Below are 25,093 nucleotides of genomic sequence, written 5' to 3'. Positions count from 1 at the left end.
ATCAGCGCAACGTGAGCTGGCGGCCGATCAGGCCCTGCTTGGCGCGGCGGGCGTCGGCGTCCAGCGGGCCGGTCTCGGCGAGGGTGTCGGCGTAGCGCTTCGCGAAGTCGGCGAGCGGGGCCTCCCAGTCGGGCGCCTCCGGGTCGCCGGGGATGTCCCAGACCGGCACGAGAAGGCCGTGCGCCCGGAACATGCCGGCGAACTTGGTCTGCTCGCCCAGCAGCAGCTCACCCGCCGCGGAGAGCCGGGCCAGCGCGTCCAGCGCCTGGTCCTCCGGCTCGGCCAGCACCCAGCGCACGTGGCCCTTGTCCGGGGCCACCCGGCACCAGTACGCCGCCTTCGCCGCCGCCAGCCGCACGGTCGGGTAGATCGACGCGTTCGCCCGCTCGAGCGACGCCTTCACGTTCGGGTCCTCGGCCTGGTCGGCGTCCAGCCAGTACTCGAAGCCGTCCTGCATGGTGATCTCGAGCGGCCCGTCGACCAGGATGTCCTGCAGACGCGGGCCCTGACCGGGCAGCGCCGGCACCGACACCGTGCCGCCGGGCTCAGTGCCCAGCGCGGCCATGATCGCCACCGACAGGTCGCGGGAGACGTCTCCGGACTGCACGTGCCGCTGCAGGCCGATGAACACCCGGCCGTCGGTGCGGGTCATCGCCGGCCAGGCCATCGGCAGCACGGTCGACAACGTGACCTGCCGGTCGCCGTACTCCTCGATGATCTCGGGCTTGAGGGTCAGCGGCGCCGAGGCGGCCGGGACCAGCTCACGCAGGGCAATCCACTCGGGCTCGTCAGTGAGGCCCTCGAACGGGCGGGCCACGAAGATGTCGCGGACCTTCTCACGTTTGGGTGCGGTTTGGCGACGCTTGCTCACGGCGAGACAGCCTAGGCGTTACGCCCGCAAAGAGAAATTCAGGCGCGCGGCAGGCGGACCTCGGCCGTGGTGCCGCCGCCCTCGCGGGGGCGCAGCGAAACCCAGCCCTGTTGCCGCTCGACCAGTCGGCGAACCAGGTAAAGGCCCAGGCCGGCGCCGGGATGCCGGCGTTTCTCGCCGCCCTCGGCCTGCCAGTAACGCTCGAAGGCGCGCTCGACATGCTCGGGACTGATGCCGTCTCCCTGATCGGAGAGCCGGAAGCGCAGGGTGTCGCCGTCGGACGCGGCGCACAGCTCGATCGCGCTGTCCGGTGGCGAGTTCTTCTCGGCGTTGGTGGCCAGCTCGGTCAGGATCGTGGCGATCGAGTCGCGATCCCCGTACGCCTTCGGCAGGTCCGCCGGCAGACTGCCCAGCTTGATGCGTCGGCGCAGGTCGGCGGGCAGTTCCTCGACGGCGCCGCGCAGCGTCTCGGTCAGGTCGAACGGGCCGGCCTCGGCGGCGCCGATCTCACCGTCCTCGCTGGTGGCCGAGAGCAGGCGGTCGACCAGCCGGGCCAGCTCGCCGGCCCGGGTGCCGATCACTCGCACCGCCTCCTGGCGGCCGGACTCGCCGAGGGTGTCCCAGTGGTTGGTGAGGGTGTCCGCGTACCCCTTGATCACCGTCACCGGGGTGCGCAGCTCGTGGCTGGTCACCGCCACCCAGAGGTCGCGATTTTCCTGCCGGCGGCTTTGGTCGCCGTCGGTCTTGGTCTGGGCGGCGTAGAGCCGCCCCAGCGTCCCGCCGAGGAGTTCCAGCACGTCGCGCTGCTCCGGGCCGGCCTTGTCCTGATCGCCCAGGTAGACGTGCAGCGACCCGATGACGGTCTCGCCGGCCTTGCATCGGGCGCCGAGCACCCGCTGCGGATCACCGAAGACCTCGTTGAGCGCGTCGCCGTCGACCCGGCGGCCGACCGCGGGCGCGTAGGCGCCGCTGGCGGCCACCACCCGGCCGTGGCCGGCCGAATATTCCACGAAGCCGGCGCCGAGGCCACGCAGCACCTCTTCGGCGAGACGGACGATCCGCTGCACCACGGGCAGACCCGTCTCGCCGGCGTTGAGCCGTTCGAAGACCGCGATCTGACCCCGGGTCAGCGCGGCGTAGTCGGGGCGCAGCGGCATGTCTGCGAGTCTGCCTCGCTTCCTTCGTTTTCGGCAGATGGGTAGACGCGGATCTTGTTCGGATTCACCGTACCGTGGCCGACGTCACACTTTCGCGAGCCGATCCAGCACGAATTTGGGCCGATCACTGATCACGCCGTCGACCGCGTGCTCCAGCACCACTTCGAGTTCGTCGGGCTCGTTGACGGTCCACACGTACACCTGATGGCCGGCCTGTCGCAGAGCCGGCACCAGCGTGGGTTTCGCCCGCACCAGGCCGACGCCCGGCCCGGCGATGCCCGCGCCGAACGGCAGCCGGCCGCGCCCCACCCCGGGCGGCAGAATCTCCAGCAGATAGACCGTGGGGATCGCCGGCGCCAGGTTCCGGATCCGGCGCAGCGCGAGCGCCGCGAAGGACATCACCGTCACGTGGATGGGGTTGTCCGGCCGGTTGTCCGCCAGACCGTGCCGGCGCAGCATCTCGACGAGCCGACGCTCCACCTCGGCGCCGTGCCGGGACGGGTGTTTCGTCTCGATCAGCAGGCGAACCTGGCGGCCGGACTCGCGGATCGCGGTCAGCAGCCGGTCGAGGGTGAGCAGCTGGCTGAGCTCGGGCATCTCATCGGACGGGTAGCTGGGATGCCACGAGCCGAAGTTCAGCGGTTCCAGCTCGGCCAGGGTCTTGCTGCTGACCAGACCCCGGCCGTTGCTGGTCCGCTTGAGGTTGCGGTCGTGCACGCACACCAGGTGGCCGTCCCGGGTGAGCCGAACATCGCACTCGAGCCCGTCGGCGCCCTCCTTGAGTGCGTGCAGATAGGCGCCGAGCGTGTGCTCCGGTAGTGCGTCGGCGCCTCCGCGGTGCGCGAAGACCAATGGGCGTCTCATAGAACTTGGGCCGGTTGTCCGTTCTCACTGATCATTTCGCGACCGCTCGCCGCCCACATCTGCATGCCGCCGTCGAGGTTGCGCACGTTGTCCCACCCGTTGTTCATCAGGTAGGAAACGACTTGGCCGGAGCGGCCGCCGGAGCGGCAGACCACCACGACCTCCACGTCGACCGGCACCTCGGCCATCCGCGGCGGGACCTCCATCATCGGCAGGTGGTGGGCGCCGGGCGCATGCCCGGCCTCCCACTCCTCGGGCTCACGCACGTCGAGCAGGTATGCGTCCGCGGGCACCTCGGCCGGCGTCACGCTGGGAACTTGTGGTCCGAACACGGCAATCAGCCTAGGGGATCGTCACTTCTTTACGTTTGCAGACATCCAGTCCGTCATCTTGTCGGCGGCCACCGCCTGGTAGAGGGCGAGCGCCTTCTCCCGGTCGGACACCACCACGGACTGACCGGAGATGGTCTCGCTGCCCTTGTTGGGGCTGGTGATGAAGGTGAGGTTGCCGCCCCGGATGTCGCGGAAGTTGACCGCGGCGTCGGTGAGCGAGAAGTCGTTGTCCGCGGTCACGGCCGACGTGGTGGCCTTGAGGAAGTCGTTGAGCTTGCTGGGGCTGGTGATGATGCCGCTGGTCGTCGCCTTCTCCATCAGGGCCTTGAGGAACTCCTGCTGGTGGCGCTGACGGTCGAAGTCGCCGCGGGGGAACTGGTAACGCTGCCGCACCCAGTCGAGGGCCTGATCGCCGTTCATGTGCATCATGCCCTTGGTGAACACCCGGTGCGGCTTGTGGATCGAGGTGATGGTCTTGTCCACCATGAGGTCGACGCCGCCGATCGCGTCGACGACCTCCTTGAAGCCGCCGAAGTCGATGGCCAGGACGTGATCGATCCTCACGTCGGTGAGGCACTCGACGGTGTGCACCGCGCGGGGCAGGCCACCGAACGCGAACGAAGCGTTGATCTTCGCCCGGCTGCCGTCGCTGCACGCCGCGCTGTTGCTCTTGGGCACGACCACCCACAGGTCCCGGGGGATCGAGATGAGCTGGGCGGACTTGTGGTCGGCCGGCACGTGCATGAGGATCAGCGTGTCCGCGCGCCAGGCGTTCGCCGTGTCCTCCTTGGCGTCCGGGTCACGCGAGTCGCTGCCGACCAGCAGGATGTTCTGCGCGCCGTCGACCGCCTTGCCCGGCCGGTCGCCGGTGATCCCGGCGAACGCGTCGGTGCGCTTGAGGTCCTGGTCGAGGTTGCTGGCGTAGCCGTACAGCGAGATGCCGACGATGGTCGCGATGATCAGGACGGCGAGGCCGGCCAGCAGGGCGATGCGGCCCCAGCGGGGCCGGAGCTTCTTTTTTCCGCTGTACGGGTTGCCGCGCGGCGGGATCTGCTGCGAGCCACCGGGAACGGCAGCCCTTCCGGTGGTCGTCGACATGCAACCAGGTTACGTACCAGGTGCTGTTCCGCCCGTTGAAAGACACTCCAACGGCACAAAGGGGGGAGTTCTTTCGAACTCCCCCCTTCCAGCCTCAGTGCGCGCCGTGGCCGGTCAGCGACCGGACCTCGAGCTCCGCGTACTTGTCGGCGTCATCCTCCTTCGAGATCACCGTGCCGATCCAGCCGCACAGGAAGCCGATCGGGATGGAGATGATGCCCGGGTTGGACAGTGGGAACCAGTGCCAGTCGTCGTTCGGGAACATGGCCGTCGGCGTGCCGGAGACGACCGGCGAGAAGAAGACCAGAACCACGGCGCTGATCAGGCCGCCGTAGATCGACCACAGCGCCCCGGAGGTGTTGAACCGCTTCCAGAACAGGCTGTAGAGGATCGCCGGCAGGTTGCCCGACGCCGCCACCGCGAACGCCAGCGCCACCAGGAACGCCACGTTCAGGCTCTGCGCGTAGATCGACAGCGCGATCGCCACGGCGCCGATGCCCAGCGCGGAGAACCGGGCGACCCGGACCTCGTCCCGCTCGGAGGCGGCACCTCGTTTGATCACGCTGGCGTAGAAGTCGTGCGCCACGCTCGACGACGACGCCAGGGTGAGACCGGCGACCACGGCGAGGATCGTGGCGAACGCGACCGCCGCGATGACCGCCAGCAGGATCGAGCCGCCGGTTTCCCCGCCGAAGAACTTGATGCCGAGCGCCTGCGCCAACTGTGGCGCGGCCGTGTTGCCGGCCTTGTCCTGCGCGGTGATCGCCTTGCCGCCCACCATCGCCGCCGCGCCGAAGCCGAGGGCCAGGGTGAACAGGTAGAAGACGCCGATGATGCCGATCGCCCAGAGCACGCTCTTGCGAGCGATCCGGCTGGTCGGCACCGTGTAGAAGCGGGTCAGGATGTGCGGCAGACCGGCCGTGCCGAGCACCAGCGCGATGCCCAGCGAGACCAGGTCCATCTTGCTGTAGAACGTCTTCGTCGCGTCGCCGGCCGTCTCCACGCCGTAGCGCAGACCCGGTTCGAGGAACTTCGTGCCCTTGCCGGACTGCGCGGCGGCGTCCCCGAGCAGCGACGACAGGTTGAACTTGTAGTGCGCCAGCACCAGGATCGTCATCAGCAGCGCACCGGTCATCAGCATGATCGCCTTGACGATCTGCACGTACGTGGTGCCCTTCATGCCGCCGACCACCACGTAGACGATCATCAGGGCGCCGACCAGGATGATCGTGGCGACCTTGGCGGTGTCCGCGTCCATGCCCAGGAACGTCGTGCCGGGCTTGATCCCGAGCAGCAGCGAGACCAGCGCGCCCGCGCCGACCATCTGGGCAATCAGGTAGAAGATCGACACCACGATGGTGGAGACGCTCGCCGCGGTCCGCACCGGCCGCTGACGCATCCGGAACGCCAGCACGTCGGCCATCGTGTAGCGGCCCGAGTTCCGCAGGAACTCGGCGACCAGCAGCAACGCCACCAGCCACGCGACCAGGAAGCCGATCGAGTAGAGGAAGCCGTCGTAGCCGTACAGCGCGATGATGCCGGCGATGCCCAGGAAGGACGCGGCCGACATGTAGTCGCCGCCGATCGCCATGCCGTTCTGGAAGCCGGTGAACTGGCGGCCGCCGGCGTAGAAGTCGGTGGCGGTCTTCGTCTGCCGGCTGGCCCAGATCGTGATCGCGAGCGTGATCGCGACGAAGATCAGGAACAGCGTGATGGTGAGTCCGCGGGAGCTGGAGGCCGAGGCCTCGGCGGCGAGGGTGTGGCTCTGCATTACTCGTCACCCTCGTTCAGCTTGTTGCGGATGCTGTCGGCGATCGGGTCGAGTTCCCGGTTGGCGTAGCGGGAGTAGAACCAGGCGATCAGGAACGTCGACGCGAACTGCAACAGGCCGAAGATCAGGGCCACGTTGATGTTTCCGACGATCTTGGCACTCATGAAACCGCGGGCGTATGCGGAGAGCAGGACGTACAGCAGGTACCAGAGGAAGAACGCAACGGTCATCGGGAAGATGAAGTTGCGCAGCTTGCGGCGCAGGCGCTGGAAATCCTCGGACTGTTGGACGGCCCGATATCTCTCGGTGGAGGACTGGGCAGGCACTTCTTCTGTCGTCACCGGGATTCACCACCTTCGTGGGGGCGGACTTTTCCGGGAACGTACGAAGGTCAGCGGCGGTCCGGCAGGGCCCGGTCGGACCCTGCGCCGAGTGGTGGTCTGACTGCGCCGAGTGGGGGTCAGGCCAGCTTGTGATATCGACCGCGGTAGTGGATCAGCGGCGGCTGCGGGGCGTCGCCGGAGATCGTCTCGATGACTCCCTCGACGAGCCGGGCCCAGCCGCACGGACGGCTGCTGACCAGGCGGCAGCCGGCCCAGAGGCTTCCGGAGACCGGGCCGAACTCGGTCTGCTGCCAGGACCCGCCCGCGAACAGCCCGCCCGGCGCCGGCATCAACCCGGCAAATCGGTCGGCCAGCTGCTGATCATTCGGCCCGAGCGGCGCGACAACGAACATTTCGGACGATTCGATGGCATCCCAGAGCTCGCTCTCCTCGTCGATGAGACCGAGAACCCGCCCCGGCTCACCGTCCGCAACGAGCATCGACGACACGGTGAGCCCGGCCGGCCCCGGCGCGGTCCAGAGCGTGACCGGCGCGGCGAGCCGCCCGCGCAGCCGGCGCACCGCCGACTTCGCCTCCTCCGGCGTGGCGAAGGGGTCGCTCATATGAATCCGGCCGCCCGGCAGCTCACTGGTCACGGTCGCCATTGTCGTACTGCCACTTTCGGATACAACTTATTACACTGTCTGTGTAACCTAATCCCCTCCGCGGACGCGTACGTACTGGGCGATATGGGGAACCGATCGGATGACTGAGACGTTGCCGCAGCCTGGCGACGTGCTCTACGTGGGAGGCGCCGCCAGCGTCCAGTTCGAGGGCAGCCGCTCCCTGACCTTCCGCGTGATCCGGGTCGACCCCCGCCACACGTATGACGGTTGGTTGTGGATCGACGGTTACGTCCTGGGCCCGGGCGGCGAAGCGACCGAACGCCGAGTGATTTTCGTCCGGCAGGACGGCCTGAGAAAAAGACGCAGCTGAGGTACGCGCCGGCCCCTCCCTCAACCGCACCGGCGCCGCCCCCGCCGCAGGGCCCGCCCACCTGCAACACCGGGCCGTCCCCGGCCATCCGGCCGAGCGGGTAGGAAGGAAGCCGTGCTCCGAAAAATCGACTGCGTCATGGTGCGGGTGGCGGATCTGGACGCCGGCGTGGCTTTCTACACCGACCGCCTGGGCCTGACCGAGCTGTGGCGAGACGACACGGCATCCTCGACCTGACAAAAGGCCGCCGTCCGGTGCCGTAGCGCGGTCAGGAGCGGTTCGGGGTGATGGCGGTCAGTAGTTCGGGCATTCGTTTGTCCAGTTGGTCGGCGGCTATGCCGGAGCCGATCAGGAAGGCCGCGGTGCCGTAGGCGATGCCTACCGGTAGGCCTATCCACAGCCAGATCGGGGCGATGAACAGGGCGATCAGCTGCAGCGGCAGGCTGATCAGGACGGCGGCCACCAGGACGGCGAAGGTCAGCAAGCCCTTTCCGGCGCCGCCGCCCGAGGACATCGCGAACGGGTTGCTTGTCTCGGGCAGGGCGTAGGCGGCCCGGACCGAGAGCGGGAGCACCAGGCCCACGCCCACGCCGTACGCGGCGATCAGCAGGCCCAGCGTGGCCGGGATTCGTGCGGGATCGGCGGACAGCAGGCCGATCAGCACGGCCGCGGCGATCAGCACCGGGATCGTGAAGACCGCGTGGGCGGTGGCGCGGGAGTTGATCTCGACTCGGCCGGGGACGCCGGTGGTGATGTTGGCGGCGTAGGCGGTGCCGTCGAAGCCGAACTGGTTGGCCAGGGCCAGCGAGGCCAGGGCGCCCACGAAGATGGTCATGCCGCCCGGCGAGCTGGTGCTCACGGCCAGCGAGACCGGCAGGAACAGGGCCGCCATCGCGAAGATGATCAGGTTGGCCCGGCGTTTCGTCTCGCGCCACCAGTAGCGGATCTCGCGGGACACCAGGGCGCCGAACCGGGTGCGGGGCAGGCGCCGGAGCAGCAGCAGGTCGACCGGGGAACGGGTGGTGTCGGTGACCCGGCGGCCGCCCGTGGATGCGCTGCCCACCATCGCGCTCTCCACCGTGGTGCTCCACCACCACAGCAGGGCGACGATCGTCGTCAGGACGATCAGCAGCTTGAGCGGGACCGGCCACGCGCGGCCTTCGGCAACATCAAGACCGATGGAGTACGGCGCACCCATCGGTGTCCAGGCCACCACGTGCGCGACCGAACCGACCGTGTCCCAGTCGGCTCGCTGGGCGCCGGCCAACGCGGCCAGTTGTAGTGGGCCGATCGCCGCCGCGAGCAGGGCCAGCATGATGGCGGCCAGATCGCGGGAGCGGCGCGACCTCAGCGCGGTGGCGAAAGCGCTGGTCACGGCGCGGCTCACGGCCACGCACACGAGCAGGCCGAGGAGCACGCCGACCGCTTGCGTGAAAGCGGCGACCGGGCCGCCCAGCCGGGCTGCGGTGTCCACCATCCCGGCCGTCGCGGCCAGGGTGGCCAGCGCCGGCAGGCCGACCAGGGCCGCGGTGAACAGGCCGGTGATCAGGGTGCGGCGGGTCAGCGGGAGCAGGGCGAAGCGGGCCGGGTCCAGTGACTCGTCCACACCGAAGAAGACCAGCGGGAGGAACACCCAGCCCAGGATCAGGCCGGCGCCGCCCAGGGGCAGGGCCATGCCGGCGGAGCGGGCGCTGTCGAGCACGCCCGGCACGGCGAACGACGAATACCCGGCTATCGCGAAGAAGCCGGCCATCAGCGCGCCGAGCACGAACAACACGATCCGGGTCGGGCGACCGCGCAGGCCGTTGGCGGTCAGCCGGAGCTTGAGGCGCACGAACGGCCAGACGCCGAGGTGCTTCATAGCGCGGCCTTTCGTTCGCGCTGCGGGGCTCGCAAACCCGGCTCTCTCCTCGCGCTCACAGCGCGGCCTTTCGTTCGCGCTGCGGGGCTCGCAAACCCGGCTCTCACAGCCACGCCAGCTCGGAGCCGGTGGCCACCCGGCCGCCGACCACCTGGACGAAGACCTCCTCCAGGGAACGGTCGCCGCGCACCTGGGCAAGCGTGCCGTGCATGCGCAGGACGCCCGACGACATGATCGCGACGTGGTCGCAGAGGCGTTCGACGACTTCCATGACGTGGCTGGAGAAGACGACCGTGCCGCCGCCGGCCACGTACCGCTGGAGGATGTCGCGGATGGTGGCGGCCGAGACCGGGTCGACCGCCTCGAACGGCTCGTCAAGCACCAGCAGCCGGGGCGCGTGCAGGAGCGCGCAGGCCAGGCCGATCTTCTTCTTCATGCCGGCCGAGTAGTCGACCACCAGGGTGCGGTTGCCGGCCCCGAGCTCGAGGACTTCGAGCAGCTCACGGGCGCGCGTGTCGACGGTGGCGGCGTCCATGCCGCGCAGCAGACCGTGGTAGGCGAGGAGTTCCGGGCCGGTGAGACGGTCGAAAAGGCGTACGCCATCAGGGAGCACTCCGAGCCGTGCTTTCGCCGCCGCCGGGTCGGCCCAGACGTCGTACCCCAGCAGGAAAGCCTGACCCTGATCGGGGCGCAAGAGGCCGACGGCCATGGACAACGTGGTGGTCTTGCCGGCCCCGTTGGGGCCGAGCAAGCCGTAGAAGGACCCGGCGGGGACTTCGAGGCTGACGCCGGCGACCGCGAGCTTGGTGTCGAAGTGCTTCACCAAACCGTGCAGCGACATGGCCGCGACCTGGTCATCCGTGCGTTGCCTCGGCACCGTCATGGGCCTGACGGTAGCGGTAGGCGGCCAGCCCGGACCACCCCCGTCGAGTGGCGAGATCCGGGCCGCCGGATCACCCCACCCGTTCGATGATCGCCCGCCGGATTAGGAACTTGCCGGGCTCGCGGACCTGCTCGAACGCCGCGTTGTTGAGCAGCACGCAGCTGCCCGAAGTGGTTTCGACCTTGACGGTGATGCTCTGGTTGTTGTCCAGGTTCGTCACCTTGAGCACGGTGCCGAGGGGGAAGGTTCCGCTCGATGCGAAGGGCGCGCCGCCCTCGCCGGAGAGCGTGACGGTGGAGCCCTTGCAGACGACCTCGTCGGTGCCGGTGCCGGTCCCTGCGGCCGGCGGCGCTGCGGGGGCGGTGGTCGCCGGAGCCGCGGGCGCGGTGGTCGCGGGCCGCTTGGTCGGCTTCGCTGGCTTCGCCGGCTTTGTCGTCTTGATGGGAGCTGCCGCGCCGGGCACTTCACCCGCCACGTTGGCGGTGCACCCGGCCACCTGGCGACGCTGATTGATCAGGTCGACGACGGCCTGCCGGTTGGCGATCCGGGCGTCGGACAGCGCATCCGGAGTGGCCCGCTGAGCCGCGATGAACTGCAGGTTCTGCCGGAGCGCCTGGTCGAGGCCGACGCAGTTCTCACCGGCGCTGCTCACCCCGGTGCTGATCGCGAACGCCCCGCCCGCGATCGCCAGGGCAACCCCGCCGATCATCAGCTTCCGGGTCCGTCCGGTGATCTTCCCGCTACGCCGGTAACGCCTCATCGACCCGCTCCTCTGCTCGGTGGCTGCCGGGAAATACGCAGCGTCCCGAACGGGGGATGGGGGGTCTTACCTTAAACATCCTTAAATGCGCAGCGACTCCGGAGCGTGCAGCCGCAGCATGGTGGCGCCGACGTCGGCCGGGATCCGGCGGCTGGTCACGAGTGATCCGATGATCATCACGAGGAACGCGAGCGGCACGGTCCACGCAGCCGGTTGCTCGATGAGTTGCGCCGGCCATCCGCTCAGCGGCGGTCCCAGCACGGTGATCAGCACGGCGGCCATCGCGGCCCCGCCGCCGATCAGCACCCCGGCGGCCGCCCCGAAATCGGTCAGCCCCCGCCACCAGATGCCCAGCACCAGCAGCGGGCAGAAGCTGGAGGCGGCCACCGCGAACGCCAAACCCACCACCCGCGATACATCCATATTAGAGACATAAAGCGACAAAGTGATGGGTACGATCGCCGCCAGCATCGTCGCCACCCGGAAATCCCGCACCGACCCGGTGCGCCCGGCGTGCAGCACGTCGGTGAAGACCACCCCGGCCACGCTGGTCAGCAGCCCCGACGAGGTGGACAGGAACGCGGCCAGCGCACCCGCCGTGACCAGCGCCCCGAGCAGCCGCCCGAGATGCCCGCCACCCAGCATCGCCTCGGGCAGGGTCAGCACGACCGCGTCGGTCCGCCCGGTCATCAGCAACTGCGGCGTATAGACCCGCCCCAGCACCCCGTACAGCGTCGGCAGCAGGTAGAACAGCCCGACCAGCCCGAGCACGACGAGAGTGGTCCGCCGGGCCGACGCGCCGTCCGGGTTCGTATAGAACCGAACGAGCACGTGCGGCAGCCCCATCGTGCCGAGAAACGTCGCCAGGATCAGCGAATAGGTGGCGAAGAGCGAGGTGTCGCCCCCGGGCAGCAGCCAGTCCGGCCCGAACGTCGCGTCGACCGTGCTCACCCGCGGCACCGGCGCGCCGGCCTCGAAGTGCAGCTCATCTCCCTTGTGGACGACCCGCCCGTCGATCACCGCGTCGTCCGAGACGACCACCGACGTGGCGGCCGAAAACGTCGGCCCGGCCGGCGGATCGATCTGCGGCCGCCCGTCCGACTGCCACTGCAGGATCAGGAAAATGACCGGCACGGCCAGGGCGGTCAACTTCAGCCAGTACTGAAAGGCCTGCACGAAGGTGATCGCCCGCATCCCGCCGAGGGCCACGTTCGCGGTCACCACCACCCCGACGAGCAGCGCGCCCCAGACGTAGGAGCCGCCGGTCACGGTCGTGAACGTCAGCCCCGCCCCCTGCAGCTGCGGCACCAGGTAGAGGCAGCCGATGAACACCACGAACACGCTGGCCAGCCGCCGCAACGGGGCCGACCGCAGCCGCACCTCGCAGAAGTCCGGCAGGGTGAACGCCCCCGACCGCCGCAGCGGCGCCGCCACGAACATCAGCAGCGCCAGATAGCCGGCCGCGAATCCGACCGGGTACCACAGCACGTCCACGCCGTACCGCAAGACCAGCCCGGCCACCCCGAGGAAGGAGGCCGCGGAGAGGTATTCGCCACTGATCGCCGCCGCGTTCCAGGACGGGCTCACCGAGCGCGAGGCGACCAGGAAATCCGAGGTGGTGCGGGCGAACCGCAGCCCGTAGGCGCCGATGCCGACGGTCACCAGGACCACCACGATCAAACCCGGGATGGTGTACGGGTTCACTGCTCCGGCTTTCGGATCAGCGCGATGAAGTCCTGCTCGTTGCGTTCCGCCCAGCGAACATAAGCCCAGCCCACGCCGACCAGGAATGGGAACGACAGCGCGCCGAGCAGCAGCCACGGCAGGTTGATCCCGAGCACCTTCACCGTGCCGAGGCCGGGCGCCGCCGCGAACAGCAACGGCAGCGCGCCCAGCCCGGTCACCACCACCAGCGCGAGGCGGAGGGCGAGCGCGAGCTGAGCGCGGACCAGGCCCTTCACCAGCGCCTCACCCACCGGCGTCTGCTCCGCGAGATCGGCGTGGGTGCGGTCGGTGGGGCGGCGACGGGCGGCGACCTCACCCAGGACCACCCGGGTACGCCGTGGAGCCTGCTCGCCGTCCATGACCGGAGTCTTGCGGTCCTGACCTGGATGTCAAGAGCAGTCGCCGGCCACCGGGGATAGATCGCGCGCGATGATGTTGCGCGCCTGCTCGCGGCCGAGGTTCCAGCCGCGCCAGTCGTCCGGCCGATATTGCAGATCCAGGTTGATCGCCCGGAGCACGCAGTCGCGCAGCGGCGGGGCGAGCTCGGCCAACCCGGGCACCGCATCGGGCGACAGCCGGCCCAGGTAGACGAGGTCGACGGTGCGGGCCTGGCGGACGTTGTGCTCGGCGATGACCCGGTCCGGGTTGGCCGCGGCCAGGCCGAGCAGGGCCAGCACGCCGGCCGCGAGCGCGACCCGCGGCAGCCAGGGCGCCCGGATGCGCAGGCCGGCGACCAGCACCAACAGCAGGACCAGGCCGAACCAGGCCTCGCAGCAGGCGACCAGCAGCCGCAGCCGGGTGAGGCCGTAGGTGTCGGCGTACACGTTCATCCGGTGCAGTGCCGACCCGACGATGACCAGGGTGAGCCCGGCGAGGACGCCCATCAGGATCCGCAGCAGCAGGCGGTCGGCGGCCTTGTCGCGCGGCGCCCAGCGGGCCGCGCCGGCGAGCACCACCAGGGTCAGCCCGGTGACGAAGGAGAGCTGCCAGAAGCCGCCGCGGGCGTATTGGGCGTAGGTGAGCCCGTCGGTCTCCAGCACGTGCCGGTTGCCGCCGAACAGGACGGTGAGCTGCACCGCGACGAAGCCGGCGAACAGCAGCACGAGCAGGCCCAGCGGCACCGCCCACTCGAATCGGGCGACCTTGCGGCCTTCGGTGCCGTCGAGACCGGTCAGGTCGGGCGGCGCGGTCCGCAGGAACGCGGCCCCGCCGAACAGCGGGATCGCCACGGCCAGCACGAAGATCCAGCGGAACACCGACGGCCCGCTGACGTCCGGGGCGAGGTGGGAGAGTGCTCGGGCGAACGCGGCGTCGGCCGACGCGAACAGCGCGCCGAACACGGTGAGCAGCGCGATCGAGACCGCGATGGTGGCCGCGACCCGCACGTTGGCGGCGCCGCCGACCCGCCCGCGCAGCCGGGTCGCGCCCTGCTTCAGCCACGGCAGCGCCCGGATCATCGCGATCGCCGGCATCGTGTAACCGGCCGCGATGCTGCGCATGGATCGGCCGCCGGTCAGCGCGAGCGCCCCGGTCAGCGTGGCCGTGACCAGGCACAGCTGGAACAGCCAGTCGGCCGAGCGGAACGTCCCGACGGCGACCAGGGCGACGGTCGCGGCCGCCCAGCCGTACGCGTCCAGCGGCCGTTTCGGGCTTGGCCGGATTACCAGCGGGAGTGGCCCGATGGCCGACCGGCCCGGCAGGATCGCGCTGACGATCAGCGCCGCGACGCCGAACACGGCGGTGACCAGCCACCCGACACCGGCCCGGTCGAGGGGCAGGCTGATCGCGGCGATCACGGCGGCCGCTACGACCGCGGCGATGGTGGCGGCCGGCGCCGTCCGCGCCGGGCCGGGCAACTGCCGCGCCCAGAGCGTCTCGGACGGCCAGGGGCCGTGCGGCGCGAGCGGGACCCCTGGCGGCAGCCCGACGGCCCGCGGCGGCGCGGTCCTGGTGGCGGTGGCGACCGGCGCGTTGAACCAGGCCGGGTCGGCGGCCGGCCGCCCCTGCAGCGGATTCCTCGGCGGCTGGCTCCCGGGCGGTTGGCTCCCGGGCGGTTGGCTCCCGGGCGGTTGGCTCCCGGGCGGTTGGTTCCTCGGCAGCGGGACGTTTTCGAGCGGCGGGACGTTTTCGAGCGGCGGGGTGTTTTCGAGCGGCGGGGTGTTTTCGAGCGGCGGGGTGTTTTCGGGCATGGCGGAACCTCCGGAGGGCAGCGTCGGATGGCCCGGGGAGCCCCCGGGCTTCGGTGAAGAGGCAGATCAGACGGGTTGCAGCGGGAGTTTCACGTGGATGTGACAACCGCGAAGATCACGTTCGGGGTCGACCACGGCGATCGTCCCCTGGTGCATCTGGACCACCCAGCGGGCGATGGCCAGGCCGAGTCCGGTGCCGCCGCCGGCCGGCCGCTCCCCGCGGGTGAAGCGCTCGAAGACCCGGTCGCGCTCGGCCGCCGGGATGCCTTCGCCCTGATCGGCGACCGCGATCAGCAGGTGGTCGTCATGGCGTTCGGCGCGCACCAGCACAGTGCCGCCGGGCGGGCTGTGCCGCACCGCGTTGTCGAGCAGGTTGGCGAAGACCTGATGAAGTCGCTCACGGTCGCCGGGCACGACCACGCGCGGGGCGGCGATCTCGAAGCGCACGTCCCGGCCGGCGCCGGCCGCGTTCACCCGGGCCTCGGCAACCACGTCGTCGAGGAAGTCGGGCACGTTGATCGGGGCGCGGACCAGCGGAATCACGCCGGCCTCCACCCGGGACAGATCGAGCAGCTCGGTGACCAGGCGGCCGAGTCGCTCGGTCTGGGCCAGGGCGGTCTGCATCATCGCCGGTTCGGCCTCGGCGACGCCGTCGACGATGTTCTCGAGGAGGCCGTGGAGCGCGGTGATCGGCGTACGCAATTCGTGCGAGACGTTCGCGATCAGCTCTCGCCGCTGCTGGTCCGCCGCCGCGAGGTCGGCGGCCATCTGGTTGAAGGTGGTGGCCAACTGGCCCACCTCGTCCCGCGAGGTGGCCCGGATCCGCCGGGTGTAGTCGCCCTGCGCCATCCGCCGGGCCGCCGCGGTCATCTCGCGCAGCGGCGACGTCATGCCGTGCGCGAGGAACTGCAGCGTGGTCAGCGCGACGATCATCGCGGTGACCGACGTCCAGATCGGGAACCAGCCGAGCCACAGCCAGAACCAGATCATCCCGGCCGCCCCCGCGCCGATCAGGATCATCCCGATCTTGATCTTGATGGACTGAACCGGGTCGAGCGGCCGCGGCAGGCTCCTCATCGCTCGACCTCAAGGGCATAACCGACCCCATGCACGGTACGGATGAGGTCCGGACCGAGTTTGCGGCGAAGCCCTTTGATGTGGCTGTCCACCGTGCGGGTGCCGGACGCGTCGGCCCAGCCCCACACGTCGGCGAGCAGGCGTTCCCGGGGCAGCACCGTGCGCGGATTGCCGGCCAGGTGCACCAGCAGGTCGAACTCGGTCGGCGTGAGGTGCGCCTCGACCCCGGCGCGCAGCACCCGCCGCTCGGCCTGGTTGATCTCCAGATCGCCGAACCGCAGCGTCGGCGGCCCGGCCGGCACCGCGGCGCCCTTCGCGGCCCGGCGCAGCAGCGCGTGCACCCGGGCGGCCAGCTCGCGCATCGAGAACGGCTTGACCATGTAGTCGTCGGCGCCCACCGCCAGCCCGACCAGCAAATCAGTCTCGTCGTCGCGGGCGGTGAGCATGAGAATCGGCACCGGCCGCTCGGCCTGGATCCGCCGGCACACCTCGAGACCGTCGAAGCCGGGCAGCATCACGTCGAGCACGATCACGTCGGGCGGCGTACGCCGGGCCGCGGCGACGGCGCCCGGCCCGTCCCCGGCAACCTCGACGACGAAGCCCTCGGCCCGCAGCCGGGCCGCGACGGCGTCGGCGATGGTCCGCTCGTCCTCGACGACGAGCACCCTCTTTTCCACCGATGCCACCTCCACCCTGCCTGCGATCTAACCGAGTATGCGCAAGCCCGGCCGGTCAGCCCCCGTCCCCGACCGGCCGAACTTGCGAGGGGGAGCTTATTGATCACCCGTGCAGACCCGGAGGTGAGTTTGTGAACAACCTGTGGAGGTACGAGCGTTTCTTGCCGATGGCTATACCGGTTGGGACCAACCAGGGGGTGTTGTGGCAACGGCCAGCAAGTCTGCCGAGGCCCTCATGGCCATTGCCGGAAGATGTTTCCATCGCGATGGACAACCCAGATAACGCCGCCCTGCACTGTAGCGGCCTCGGCTTGCATCCTCGGAGCGGCGGCTATGAACGCGTCCGCCGTGGCCTGAAAGCCTAGGTTGCCAGCGGCCAGAGCGAAGAGATGAACGTGAGCAGCAGCTACCGAATCACGCTCAATGGTGCGGTGACGGATGTGTTTGTCTTTGGTCAAGGCCAGCATCCCGTGCTTGCCGGCGTGCATGATCCACTCTGGGTCGAACATGGCTTGAGCGCGTTCTTCCCCGAAGACGTCAGCAAGAGTGTGGATGGTCAACCCTTCTTCTCGCAGAAGATCAACGACTCTTCGGCCGATGCTTCGGTCAACGAGAAAGTCAGGCAGCACGCCGTGCCGTCACCCGGATGATCGCCTCGACCTCCGGGGTGGTTATGCCGTACTCCTCGGCGATGTCGCCGATCGACTCACCGCCGTAGAAGAGGTCCGCGATAGCTTCCACCGGAACCTTGGAGTGGGCGAGCACAGGCTGCCCCCACCCGAACCTCGAGTCGATGATGACGTCGGCTTCACCGTACGGACGTAGGCGCAGCCGCTGGGCAAAGCCGTCGTCGGCGTAGGAAATGAACGTGATCAGCCGCTCGGCGACCTCACGTAGGGCACCCTGATGGTCCTTGGCTCGCACCCATTCCGGGGCGGCCCGACTGGCTGCGTTGTAAAGCAGGTCCCCGCCGTCCGTGGCGATCGTGTTTCTGGCCAGTACAAAATCTTCGTTGGTCATCCGGCGGAGGCTGTCAACGCTGTCGCGGATGTGAGCCATGCTCAGGCCAGCCCGCCGCAGCTCACGGAGAATCTGAACTTCGGCAAGCGCGATGAAAGGCAATGTGGGCGCGTTCCGCTCGGCGGGCACGGCATGCACGATCGGGTCTCGGCGCCCGGCCCACTGCCGGATAGTGCTGTCGGGGATGCCCATATGGATGCCGGCGGCGTGCGCCGTGAGAAGGGGTGCGGTGAATCGCACGTCCCGTTCTGCACCCGGCCGAGTCATGGCGATGACGGTATCAACTCCGCGTGGGTCGTGGTGTCAGTCAGTTCCAGCCTGTGGATAACTCTGTGGAGAACCCGGTGGGCCTGTGGACAACGGTGTGGATTGGCGGTGGAAATCAGCGGGTCCAGTCGTGCTTGGCCGCCCTGATCAGCTTGTCCTTGAGTTCGCGGGTGTGCCGGCGGCTCACCGGGAGCTCGATGCCGTCGACCGCCACCACGTAGCCCGAGCCGGTCAGGCGCAGCTCGGAGATCAGGCGGATCTGCACCAGGTAGGAGCGGTGGATGCGGACGAAACCGGCGTCCGCCCAGCGCTCGGCCAGTGTGGCCAGGGAGACCCGGACCAGGTGGGAGGCGTCCGAGGTGTGCAGGCGGGCGTAGTCGCCCTGGGCTTCCACCCAGCGCACCGACGAGCGGGGCAGCATCCGGGTGGTGCCGGCCAGCTCGACCGGGATGGCCGGTTCGTCCGACGGTGGCGCCGGGGCCGGGGTGGGCGCCAGGCGCAGTCCGGCCACCCGGCGCAGGGATTCGCCCAGCCGCTCGGCGCGCACCGGCTTGCGGACGTAGTCGGTCACCCCGAGGTCGAAGGCGTCGACCGCGCCGTCGTCGTAGGCGGTCACGAAGACGATCGCCGGCGGCCGGGCGAAGCGGCGCAGGATGCGGGCCAGTTCCATGCCGTCCAGGCCGGGCATCCGGATGTCCAGGAAGACCGCGTCCACCTCGGTGTCGCGCAGCACCCGCAGCGCCTCGGTGGCGTCGCCGGCCCGGTGCACGTGCGCCACCCTCCCATCCGCGTTGAGCAGATAGGCCAGCTCGTCGAGGGCGGGCGGCTCGTCATCGACGGCCAGGACGACAAGGCTCAAGCTCGGACCCCCGGATGGAATTTGGGCACTCGCATGCTCACCTTCGTCCCCGCGCCGGGCGCGGTCTCGACCACCAGCCCGAAGCGATCACCGAAGACCGACCGCAGGCGCTCGTCCACATTGGTGAGGCCGACGTGCTGCCCGTCGTCGGTGTCCGGGATGCCGGGGGCGAACACCGCCGGATCCATCCCGACACCGTCGTCCTCGACCGTGATGTGGCACTCGGCGCCCGCGTCACGAGCTTCGATGCTCACCATACCGACGCCCGGCTTGCGGGACAGGCCGTGCCGCACGGCGTTCTCCACCAGCGGCTGGAGGCAGAGGAAGGGCAGGCCGACCGGCAGCACCTCGGGCGCGATCTGCAACCGCACCTGGAGACGGTCGCCGAAGCGGGCCCGTTCGATGGTGAGATAGCGGTCGATCGACCGCAGCTCCTCGGCGAGCGTGGTGAAGTCGCCGTGCGCCCGGAACGAATAGCGGGTGAACTCGGCGAACTCGAGGATCAGCTCGCGGGCGCGTTCCGGGTCGGTGCGCACGAACGAGGCGATCGCGGTGAGCGCGTTGTAGATGAAGTGCGGGCTGATCTGCGCCCGCAGCGCCCGCACCTCGGCCCGGGCCAGCCGCTCGCGGGACGAGTCGAGCTCGGCCAGCGCGATCTGCGAACCGGCCCAGCGGGCGGCCTCCGCGGTGGCCTGCACCAACCCCGGCGCAGGGTGGTCGTCGGCGACCGCGACCAGGGCGCCGGTGGCCCGGCCGTCCGGCCCGGACAGCGGCGCCACCACGGCGCCGCGCACCACGCAGTCGACCCGGTCGCAGGGCAGGTCGGCGGCGGCGAGCACGACCGAGCGGTGGGTGGTCAGGGCGCGCTGAGCGGCGGCGGTGAACTGCTCGCGGTGGTGGCTGCCACGCCCGTCGAAGGCCAGGCAGCGCTCGCCGTCGTCGACGGCCAGGCCGACCGCGCCGACCAGCGCCCGCAGGTGCCGGGCCGCCTTGCCGGCGGTCGCGGTGGTGAGCCCGCCGCGCAACGGCTCGGCGGCGAGGGCGGCGGTGTGCAGCACGTCGTAGGTGGCCCGCTGCATGGCGGTGGCGATGCCGCGCCGGGCTCGCAGCCGCACGACGGCCACGACGGCGGCGGCCAGCGCGGCGATGACCGCGACGACCGCGAGAGCGCTCCCTGCCTGTCCCGCCATGCGCCAGAGGATATGGCCCCGAAACACAGCCATAACTTGTTGGCAGGGAGCCAATTGGGATTACCAGGTGGTAACAATCTTTAACAGCATCGAGAAACATCGATCCAGCGAGGCCAGAAGCCTCGGTGGATTCCTCACAGCATGGCCCACAACCTGGGGAGAGCTAGATGTTCACACCGACCCGGCGAAAAAGGGGTGCCGTCCGTAACGCCCTGATCGCGGTGTTCGCCATGATCCTCGCGTTCGTGGCGGCGCCCACCGCACCCGTTCTGGCCGCCAACCCGTACGAGCGCGGCCCCGCTCCGACCAAGGCGAGCATCGAAGCCACCACGGGCTCGTTCGCGACCGCCAAGGTCACGGTCGCCAAGTCCAGCGTCAGCGGCTTCGGCGGCGGCACCATCTACTACCCGACCAGCACCACCGTCGGCACGTTCGGCGCGATCGCCCTCGTGCCCGGCTTCACCAACGTGCAGTCGGCGGTGGCGTGGCTCGGCCCGCGCGTCGCGTCGCAGGGCTTCGTCGTGTTCATCATCGACACGAACAGCGTTTACGACTCGCCCGACTCGCGTGGCACGCAGCTGCTGGCGGCCCTGGACTACCTGACCACGACCAGCACGGTGAAGAGCCGGATCGACGCGACCCGGCTCGGCGTGATGGGTTACTCGATGGGTGGCGGTGGCGCCCTGTCGGCCACCAAGACCCGCACGTCCATCAAGGCGAGCGTGCCGATGGCGCCCTACCACAGCACCAAGACCTGGACGACGGTCAAGACGCCGACCCTGATCGTCACCGGGCAGAACGACACCACCGCGCCGCCGTCGTCGCACGGTCTGGCGTTCTACAACAGCCTGCCGAGCACCCTCGACAAGGCCTACATGGAACTGAAAGGCGCCACCCACAGCGCGCCCACGTCGGCGAACACGACGATCGCGAAGTACAGCATTTCCTGGTTCAAGCGGTTCATCGACAACGACACCCGCTACGACCAGTTCCTGTGCCCGAACCCGACCGACACCACGATTTCGTCCTACAAGAGCACGTGTAACTACAGCTGACGGCGCAAGCCGTGAGTAAGCAGGTCGAGCAATCGGGAAGCTAGGTCTCGCTGGTGTTCCTCGGCGGCGATCAAGGTGATGCCGCCGAGGGACATCAACAGATCGTTCGCATCCACCCCGGGCCGCACGCTGTCGTCGCTCGTCAGCAGCGTCGCGATCGCCGCGCGCAGCCGATCACGCGTGTCCTGACGATCCTCCTCCGAGGTCAGCGCCGCCCGGAGTGTCTCGCCGAGGCCGCGCTTGGTGGCCATGAAGTCGATGAACCGCTCCATCCATGCGCGCAGGGTCAGCTCATCGGCCGCGGCGCAGAGCTGGTCGACCTCCTGCCGGTAGACGGCCTCGACCAGCGCCTCGCGGGTCGGGAAGCGCCGGTAGACCGTCCCGATCCCGACGCCGGCCTCCCGGGCGATCGCCTTCAGCGACGCGCCGGTTCCGTCCCGCTCGAAGGCGCGGGCGGCCACCTCCAGCACTCGCTCGTGGTTTTCCTGTGCGTCAGCTCTCATGCCACTCCCTGGTAAACGGACCGGGGTCCGCTTAAGCTCGGGGCTAAGCGGACCTCGGTCCGGTTAAACGATAGCAAGGGAGTGGGAGCATGACGCCTTTCAACGCCACCTCCACCGCCGCGGACGTCATCGCCGGCGTCGACCTGCGCGGCCGCCGGGCGATCGTCACCGGCGGATCGTCCGGGATCGGCGTGGCGACCGCGCGAGCCCTGGCCGGCGTGGGCGCCGAGGTCACCCTGGCGGTTCGCGACCTCGATGCGGGCCGCCGTGTCGCCGCGGAGATCGGCGGGCGCGCGCTGACCCTCGATCTCGCGGATCTGACCTCGGTGCGCCGGTTCGTCGACGAGTGGGCCGGTCCGCTGCACATCCTGGTCAACAACGCCGGCGTCATGGCGACGCCCGAGATGCGCACCGCGCAGGGCTGGGAGCTGCAGTTCGGCACGAACCACCTGGGTCATTTCGCGCTCGCGACCGGGCTGCACGACGCGCTCGCCGCGGCGCATGGCGCGCGGGTGGTCTCGGTCAGTTCGGTCGGGCACGTCAACGGCGAAGTGCTGTTCGACGACATCAACTTCGAGCGGCACCCCTACGACCCGTGGGCCGCCTACAGCCAGTCCAAGACGGCCAACATCCTGTTCGCGGTCGAGGCGGCCAAGCGCTGGGCGGCCGACCACATCGCGGTCAACGCGCTCAACCCGGGCCGGATCGCTTCGACCAACCTCGGCCGGCACCTGGCCGCGCCGCCCGCCACCTTCGACCCGGCCGGCTCGAGCGGTGTGTCGATCAAGAACATCGAACAGGGTGCGGCCACGTCCGTACTGCTGGCTGCTTCGCCTTTGGTCGAAGGGGTGACCGGTCGCTATTTCGAGGATTGCCAGGTGGCCGAGGCGTACACCCCGGGTGTGCGCCGTGGGGTCGCGAGTTACGCCCTCGACCCGGCGAAAGCCGCCCGCCTGTGGTCAGTAAGCGCCCTTGCGCTTCAGGACGACCCAGATCGTGCGCCAGAGAATGCCTAGGTCGTACGTCAGGGACCAGTTGTCGACGTAGTAGAGGTCGAGGCGGACCGCTTCGTCCCAGCTCAGGTCGGAGCGGCCGGAGACCTGCCACAGGCCGGTCATGCCGGGGCGCACGAGCAGCCGGCGGCGCACGTCGCCCAGGTAGTCACCGTCGTCGGCGGGCAGCGGGCGCGGCCCGACCAGCGACATCTCGCCCTTGAGCACGTTGATCAGCTGGGGCAGCTCGTCCATCGAGGTGGCCCGCAGCTTCTGCCCGAAGGAGAAGATCCGCGGATCCTCCTTCATCTTGAACATCATGCCGTCGGACTCGTTGAGCTCCTCGAGCGTGGCCTTGCGCTCCTCGGCATCGACATACATCGTCCGGAACTTCCAGACCCGGAACGTACGGCCCTCGTGGCCGACCCGGGGCTGCCGGAAGAAGACCGGGCCGCGGTCGGAGAGCTTGATGCCGAGCGCGATGAACGCCAGGAACGGGCTGAGCACGAGCAGGCCGAGGCCGGCCGCCACCCGGTCCAGCAGGTTCTTCGCGAGCCAGCCGGGGCCGGAGAGGGTCGGCTCCTCCACGTGCAGCAGCGGCAGGCCCTCGATCGGGCGGATGTGCACGCGCGGGCCGGCGATGTCGGTGAGCTGCGGCGCGACCACCAGGTCGACGCCGGTGCCCTCGAGCTGCCAGGCCAGCCGGCGCAGCTCGCCCGGCTCGGCGCTGGCCGAGCCGCACACCGCGATGGTGTCCGCGCCGACCTCGCGCACCAGCGACATCACGTCACGGGTCGCATAGACCGGGACCGGGGTCTCCAGGCCGCGGGCCGCCGCGTAGCCGTCGGTCAGGTGGATGGCGACCGGAATCAGGCCGGCCGCCGGCGAGCGCGTGACGGCCGTGTAGACCTCGAGCGCCTCGGGCAGCGTGCCGACCAGGATCATCCGGTGCGCGCCGTGGCCGTAGCGGCGGCGGGCCAGGTGCAGCACCTGCCGGGCTGCGACCCGATCGGTCAGCAGGAAGAAGAGAGCGCTCACCGAGGCCATCGCGACCGTGCCACGGGACAGGCCGGTCTTGGTGGCGAACGCGAGCAGCGAGACGCAGGCCACCACGGTGACCGACGTGCGCACGATCCGCTTGAACTCCTCGCTGCCCAGACCCAGGTAGCGGCGGTCGTAGGTGCCGTTCGCCCAGAGCAGGATCAGCCAGCCGAGCGGCAGCACCAGGTACGCGAAGAAGGAGAACAGATCGGCGCCGTGCAGGAAGCCGAGGCTGCGGTTGTCGAAACCGGACTTCGACTTCTCCAGCAGGGTCGATGCGAGATAGCTCGCCAGCAGAACGGCGAGAAGATCAAGAATGACCAGGGCCAAGGTGTACGGCCGGTGCCAGCGAGAAAGGCGCTTGTGCGTCCGATTCCAGGCCGATCGGGGTACGCCGTTGCTCGGCGGCTGTTCCTGCTGCCACTCGAAGCTGTCGTACGGCACGGGTTTGCTCCGGCTGCTGTCGGTAACCGGGCGATGCAGGCTGGTAGTCACTTCGCCTACGTCCTCCCGCATCCGGAAAAGATTACGCACTGCCACGAGCTGTCGGGCCCCGGCCTCCTCGGCCACGACCCGGTCGACCCTCGCGGGTTGCCTGGGACCGGGCCACTATACCGATGGAACGTGTGTTAGGGAGCGTGCGTCGCGCAGGCAGTACCGCACCGAGTCAATCGATTACAAAGCGTTACGAAAGACCGCTATCGAATCAGCTTGGACAGGCGGCGGTCGGCCAGCGGTTTTCCGCCGGTCTGACACGTAGCGCAGTACTGCAGGCTCTTGTCGGCGAAGGAAACTTCCCGCACGGTGTCTCCGCAAACCGGGCACGGCAGGCCGGTGCGGGCGTGCACTCGCATCCCGGCGCGCTTCTCGCCCTTGAGCGTGGCCGCCTTCTGCCCGACCGAGCGGGCCACCGCGTCCGTCTCGACCTCGCGCATCGCCTGATAGAGAACGGTCATCTGCTCGTCGGTGATCTTGCCGGTGAGCGCGAACGGCGACAGCTTGGCGACATGCAGGATCTCGTCCGAGTACGCGTTTCCGATGCCGGCCAGCACCTCCTGGTCGACCAGCACGCCCTTGATCTGGCCGTTGCGCGACCGGATCCGCTCGGCGAACTCGCCCTCGGAGACCGCCAGCGCGTCGGGCCCGAGCCGGGACACGCCGGGCACCTCGGCCGGGTCGCGCACCAGGTAGGCGGCGAGCGACTTCTGAGTGCCGGCCTCGGTCAGATCGAACCCGGAACCGTCGTCGAGCCGCAACCGCAGCGCGATCGGCCCGCTGCCCGGCTTGAGCGGCGCCGGCGACTTGAACGCGTCGCGGTAGTGCAGCCAGCCGGCCCGCGCGAGGTGCACCACGAGGTGCAGGTCGTCGCCGAGGCCGAGGTCGAGGAATTTGCCGTGCCGACCGGCGTCGCGGACCTTCATCCCGGCGACGGCGGAGGCAGGCGGGTCATAGGTCTTCAGCGCGCTGAACGAGGACACCTCGAGGCGCTCGACAGTGTGGCCGACAGCCCGCTCGCGCAGGTAGGCCGCGAGCGCCTCGACCTCGGGAAGTTCCGGCACGGCATCAACGGTAGCGTCTCTAC

At 69.7% G+C, this 25,093-nt stretch carries 27 protein-coding genes; 4 read left to right on the top strand and 23 right to left on the bottom strand.

From position 1 onward, the window contains the following. Window position 1: 1 nt before the first annotated feature. The 8 genes from AB0E90_RS37325 to AB0E90_RS37290 all read right to left on the bottom strand — a co-directional run bounded on the left by AB0E90_RS37325 (window position 2) and on the right by AB0E90_RS37290 (window position 7,039). The gene (locus AB0E90_RS37325) at window positions 2-871 is read right to left on the bottom strand and encodes a DUF5926 family protein (protein ID WP_360416451.1); all 870 of its coding nucleotides are present in this window, start codon (window positions 869-871) and stop codon (window positions 2-4) included. Window positions 872-909: 38 nt separating this feature from the next. Then, on the bottom strand, window positions 910-2,028 hold the full coding sequence (locus tag AB0E90_RS37320; protein ID WP_360416449.1) for a HAMP domain-containing sensor histidine kinase: 1,119 nt from the start codon (window positions 2,026-2,028) through the stop codon (window positions 910-912). A gap of 84 nt (window positions 2,029-2,112) precedes the next feature. Beyond that, window positions 2,113-2,892 carry a glycerophosphodiester phosphodiesterase family protein gene (locus AB0E90_RS37315; protein WP_360416447.1) on the bottom strand — a complete coding sequence of 260 codons (780 nt, stop codon included), beginning with the start codon at window positions 2,890-2,892 and terminating at the stop codon, window positions 2,113-2,115. Next, the gene (locus tag AB0E90_RS37310; RefSeq protein ID WP_360416445.1) at window positions 2,889-3,224 is read right to left on the bottom strand and encodes a rhodanese-like domain-containing protein; all 336 of its coding nucleotides are present in this window, start codon (window positions 3,222-3,224) and stop codon (window positions 2,889-2,891) included. The genes AB0E90_RS37315 and AB0E90_RS37310 overlap by 4 nt, the downstream gene beginning before the upstream one ends. 21 nt (window positions 3,225-3,245) lie before the next feature. Further along, a complete protein-coding gene (locus AB0E90_RS37305; protein ID WP_360416443.1) occupies window positions 3,246-4,322 on the bottom strand; it encodes an LCP family protein in 1,077 nt (358 codons plus the stop codon). Between the two features lie 94 nt (window positions 4,323-4,416). Next, window positions 4,417-6,093 (bottom strand): cation acetate symporter, encoded by a 1,677-nt coding sequence (locus AB0E90_RS37300; protein ID WP_360416442.1) that lies wholly within the window; start codon window positions 6,091-6,093, stop codon window positions 4,417-4,419. After that, window positions 6,093-6,434 (bottom strand): DUF485 domain-containing protein, encoded by a 342-nt coding sequence (locus AB0E90_RS37295; RefSeq protein ID WP_360416440.1) that lies wholly within the window; start codon window positions 6,432-6,434, stop codon window positions 6,093-6,095. Before AB0E90_RS37295 ends, AB0E90_RS37300 begins: the two co-directional genes overlap by 1 nt. Before the next feature lie 119 nt (window positions 6,435-6,553). Further along, entirely contained in the window at window positions 6,554-7,039 is a 486-nt protein-coding gene (locus AB0E90_RS37290) for a flavin reductase family protein (RefSeq protein WP_360416613.1), read from the bottom strand. A gap of 142 nt (window positions 7,040-7,181) precedes the next feature. Here AB0E90_RS37290 and AB0E90_RS37285 point away from each other — a divergent pair, with 142 nt between their 5' ends. Together AB0E90_RS37285 and AB0E90_RS37280 are read left to right on the top strand one after the other, a co-directional pair. Then, a complete protein-coding gene (locus AB0E90_RS37285) occupies window positions 7,182-7,412 on the top strand; it encodes a hypothetical protein (protein ID WP_360416438.1) in 231 nt (76 codons plus the stop codon). Between the two features lie 114 nt (window positions 7,413-7,526). Then, entirely contained in the window at window positions 7,527-7,649 is a 123-nt protein-coding gene (locus AB0E90_RS37280; protein ID WP_360416436.1) for a VOC family protein, read from the top strand. Between the two features lie 31 nt (window positions 7,650-7,680). Here AB0E90_RS37280 and AB0E90_RS37275 read toward each other — a convergent pair whose 3' ends face one another. The 12 genes from AB0E90_RS37275 to AB0E90_RS37220 all read right to left on the bottom strand — a co-directional run bounded on the left by AB0E90_RS37275 (window position 7,681) and on the right by AB0E90_RS37220 (window position 19,920). Further along, window positions 7,681-9,273 carry an ABC transporter permease gene (locus AB0E90_RS37275; RefSeq protein ID WP_360416434.1) on the bottom strand — a complete coding sequence of 531 codons (1,593 nt, stop codon included), beginning with the start codon at window positions 9,271-9,273 and terminating at the stop codon, window positions 7,681-7,683. Window positions 9,274-9,376: 103 nt separating this feature from the next. Next, window positions 9,377-10,156 carry an ABC transporter ATP-binding protein gene (locus AB0E90_RS37270; RefSeq protein WP_360416432.1) on the bottom strand — a complete coding sequence of 260 codons (780 nt, stop codon included), beginning with the start codon at window positions 10,154-10,156 and terminating at the stop codon, window positions 9,377-9,379. 70 nt (window positions 10,157-10,226) lie between these two features. Further along, entirely contained in the window at window positions 10,227-10,916 is a 690-nt protein-coding gene (locus tag AB0E90_RS37265) for a hypothetical protein (RefSeq protein WP_360416430.1), read from the bottom strand. Between the two features lie 81 nt (window positions 10,917-10,997). Next, window positions 10,998-12,620, bottom strand: a complete 1,623-nt coding sequence (locus tag AB0E90_RS37260; RefSeq protein ID WP_360416428.1) for a cation acetate symporter — start codon at window positions 12,618-12,620, stop codon at window positions 10,998-11,000. Continuing rightward, complete coding sequence (locus tag AB0E90_RS37255) at window positions 12,617-13,000, bottom strand: hypothetical protein (RefSeq protein ID WP_360416426.1); 384 nt, start codon at window positions 12,998-13,000, stop codon at window positions 12,617-12,619. Before AB0E90_RS37255 ends, AB0E90_RS37260 begins: the two co-directional genes overlap by 4 nt. 30 nt (window positions 13,001-13,030) lie before the next feature. Continuing rightward, the gene (locus AB0E90_RS37250) at window positions 13,031-14,830 is read right to left on the bottom strand and encodes a DUF4153 domain-containing protein (RefSeq protein WP_360416424.1); all 1,800 of its coding nucleotides are present in this window, start codon (window positions 14,828-14,830) and stop codon (window positions 13,031-13,033) included. A gap of 66 nt (window positions 14,831-14,896) precedes the next feature. Beyond that, window positions 14,897-15,907 carry a HAMP domain-containing sensor histidine kinase gene (locus AB0E90_RS37245; RefSeq protein WP_360416422.1) on the bottom strand — a complete coding sequence of 337 codons (1,011 nt, stop codon included), beginning with the start codon at window positions 15,905-15,907 and terminating at the stop codon, window positions 14,897-14,899. Continuing rightward, window positions 15,904-16,584 carry a response regulator transcription factor gene (locus AB0E90_RS37240; protein WP_360416420.1) on the bottom strand — a complete coding sequence of 227 codons (681 nt, stop codon included), beginning with the start codon at window positions 16,582-16,584 and terminating at the stop codon, window positions 15,904-15,906. Before AB0E90_RS37240 ends, AB0E90_RS37245 begins: the two co-directional genes overlap by 4 nt. A 233-nt stretch (window positions 16,585-16,817) precedes the next feature. After that, complete coding sequence (locus AB0E90_RS37235; protein ID WP_360416418.1) at window positions 16,818-17,213, bottom strand: hypothetical protein; 396 nt, start codon at window positions 17,211-17,213, stop codon at window positions 16,818-16,820. Beyond that, window positions 17,203-17,871 carry a DUF433 domain-containing protein gene (locus AB0E90_RS37230; protein ID WP_360416416.1) on the bottom strand — a complete coding sequence of 223 codons (669 nt, stop codon included), beginning with the start codon at window positions 17,869-17,871 and terminating at the stop codon, window positions 17,203-17,205. The genes AB0E90_RS37235 and AB0E90_RS37230 overlap by 11 nt, the downstream gene beginning before the upstream one ends. A 115-nt stretch (window positions 17,872-17,986) precedes the next feature. Continuing rightward, window positions 17,987-18,730: a LytTR family DNA-binding domain-containing protein gene (locus tag AB0E90_RS37225; RefSeq protein ID WP_360416414.1), complete on the bottom strand. Its 744-nt coding sequence runs from the start codon at window positions 18,728-18,730 to the stop codon at window positions 17,987-17,989. Beyond that, on the bottom strand, window positions 18,727-19,920 hold the full coding sequence (locus AB0E90_RS37220) for a histidine kinase (protein WP_360416412.1): 1,194 nt from the start codon (window positions 19,918-19,920) through the stop codon (window positions 18,727-18,729). Before AB0E90_RS37220 ends, AB0E90_RS37225 begins: the two co-directional genes overlap by 4 nt. Window positions 19,921-20,087: 167 nt before the next feature. Here AB0E90_RS37220 and AB0E90_RS37215 point away from each other — a divergent pair, with 167 nt between their 5' ends. Continuing rightward, window positions 20,088-20,975, top strand: a complete 888-nt coding sequence (locus AB0E90_RS37215) for a dienelactone hydrolase family protein (RefSeq protein WP_360416410.1) — start codon at window positions 20,088-20,090, stop codon at window positions 20,973-20,975. On the opposite strand, the gene AB0E90_RS37210 is transcribed toward AB0E90_RS37215, so the two are convergent. Further along, window positions 20,966-21,478, bottom strand: a complete 513-nt coding sequence (locus AB0E90_RS37210) for a helix-turn-helix domain-containing protein (protein WP_360416408.1) — start codon at window positions 21,476-21,478, stop codon at window positions 20,966-20,968. The two genes, AB0E90_RS37215 and AB0E90_RS37210, sit on opposite strands and share 10 nt — an antisense overlap. 89 nt (window positions 21,479-21,567) lie before the next feature. On the opposite strand from AB0E90_RS37210, the gene AB0E90_RS37205 reads away from it, so the two are divergent. After that, window positions 21,568-22,494 carry an SDR family NAD(P)-dependent oxidoreductase gene (locus AB0E90_RS37205; RefSeq protein ID WP_360416406.1) on the top strand — a complete coding sequence of 309 codons (927 nt, stop codon included), beginning with the start codon at window positions 21,568-21,570 and terminating at the stop codon, window positions 22,492-22,494. On the opposite strand, the gene AB0E90_RS37200 is transcribed toward AB0E90_RS37205, so the two are convergent. After that, complete coding sequence (locus tag AB0E90_RS37200) at window positions 22,438-24,027, bottom strand: sugar transferase (protein WP_360416404.1); 1,590 nt, start codon at window positions 24,025-24,027, stop codon at window positions 22,438-22,440. The genes AB0E90_RS37205 and AB0E90_RS37200 overlap by 57 nt on opposite strands. 182 nt (window positions 24,028-24,209) lie before the next feature. Beyond that, entirely contained in the window at window positions 24,210-25,070 is an 861-nt protein-coding gene (locus tag AB0E90_RS37195) for a DNA-formamidopyrimidine glycosylase family protein (RefSeq protein ID WP_360416402.1), read from the bottom strand. Between the last annotated feature and the right edge of the window lie 23 nt (window positions 25,071-25,093).

The organism is Actinoplanes sp. NPDC026619, assembly GCF_040638295.1.
Taxonomy (GTDB): domain Bacteria; phylum Actinomycetota; class Actinomycetes; order Mycobacteriales; family Micromonosporaceae; genus Actinoplanes.
Note: the sequence above shows the minus strand (reverse complement) of the source record. Positions and strands in the feature narration are given on the sequence as shown.